The organism is Photorhabdus sp. S10-54 (assembly GCF_963878145.1).
Lineage (GTDB): Bacteria > Pseudomonadota > Gammaproteobacteria > Enterobacterales > Enterobacteriaceae > Photorhabdus > Photorhabdus kayaii.
The window spans coordinates 1-1,594 of the sequence record NZ_CAWNXG010000132.1 but is presented as its reverse complement, the minus strand read 5'-3'; the positions used below and the strand labels follow the sequence as shown (position 1 = coordinate 1,594).

General features: G+C 42.4%; 1 protein-coding gene and 1 pseudogene. Both read left to right on the top strand.

What is annotated here, in order from left to right; translation table 11 throughout:
- A partial coding sequence (locus AACQ83_RS24075) for a hypothetical protein (protein WP_192881110.1) occupies positions 1–237 on the top strand: 237 nt, incomplete at its 5' end.
- Positions 238–1,156: 919 nt separating this feature from the next.
- Positions 1,157–1,258, top strand: a pseudogene (locus AACQ83_RS24070) (type VI secretion system tube protein Hcp); the annotation flags it as partial.
- Between the last annotated feature and the right edge of the window lie 336 nt (positions 1,259–1,594).

The window sequence follows — 1,594 nt, the reverse complement described above, 5'->3', positions numbered from 1 at the left end:
ATTCGCTGGCTGGCGCAGGCGAAAGCGGAAAAGTGGGATGAAAGCCGTTACCGGCTGACATTCACTATGCCGGACGGTTTACCGGTGACCTGGATATTACGTACGGAAATGGGCAGCGGGCCGCTGGTGTTGCTGAAACTGCGGGGATTTACGTTGCCGAAGGAGATTTTTGACACGACACCGGGTGATGACCCGGTCATCTCACCGGTTGATGATGATAACCGGGAGGCAGAATAATGTAGTGTGACTGATTTAATCCGGCGTTATATTACGTCATGGTCAGGAATAATCTTATTGCAGGCTGGACGTCAGATGTTTCATTGTGTTGAGGATTAATGGTGGGTTCGCTGAGTATTATCACCGGGAAAATATGGTAATATTAAGTGGGTTGCTGTTTTTCTCAGGGTTAAAGATATAGTAATAATATTCCTATTTAATCCATTGTGCTTTGTTTTCGCGGGAAGGATTAGGCTTGTTTGGTGGTCGTAAGAATATTTCTGTCTGTTTTTTCGGTATCATTGAATGTATTTTAATTCGCGTATTATGAATAAGAATCATTATTATTCACCCTTGTTTTACCTATTGGATAGCGGAATTTAACGTGAGGTCGTTCGTTTTTTTAATATAATAATATGATTAATAATGTAAAAATATCGTTATCACTATGGGTTTTCTGCTTTGTTATATTAAAAATGGCGAGTCTTCCTCTTGGCTTGTAATAAACGGAGTCTTTTTTGTAAATAAATGTCATGTTTTTATGTTTTATTTAAATATTGTGTAATTTATCTTTATTGTATCGGTTTTTATATTTATTTTTCATTTAACTTTTTGTGCTGTTTGCTAAAAAAGAACTTGATTTAGATATGCGCCCATTAAGAGAATGTGATTATTCATCAACAGTCCGTTCTGTTAATGAGTCGACTCATTGATGAAGCATGAACAGCCCGATTAATTATTTATATCCCGGTTAACATCCGGTTGGGAAATACCTGACCTGATTTGTTATTTTCCGGATTTATTATGACTGACTGCCGACTCTTTATTATTGATCACGTCGCCAGTGCAGGCGATATAACACCATTAACAACAGGCGTAACATTATGGCGATCCCTGCGTATTAATGGTTGAAAGATGGCGGCGGTGCCGACACCACAGGCCCTCTAAAGAGAAACATAACCCCCTGGAACGTGTTGAGTTCCGCTACGAAAAAATCACCTGGACTTACCAGGACGGCAACATCATTCATGCCAATGCCTGAAATGAGCGCTTGACGGCGTAACCGTGAGTGGCAGACGGGTTACCGCGTCTGCTGTTTTTTTCCTTTATTTATGTGATGACGGGTGCCGTGGGCCCCGTCATGGAAAAACCCAGAACAAATCTTAACCTTATGGGCCTCGGTACACGGCTATGGGCGGTAGCGTACCCAAAGCGACTGAGAGGCTAGCGGGAGAAAACATGCACAACACAACCCCGGCGATCATCTTTGATCACAGCCGCTACACACTGACCGTGTGGAAAAATACCGCACCGCTGGATGTGGTGGCCTTTAGCGGGCAGGAAGCCTTAAGCCGACCTTTTCGTTATACCATTGAAT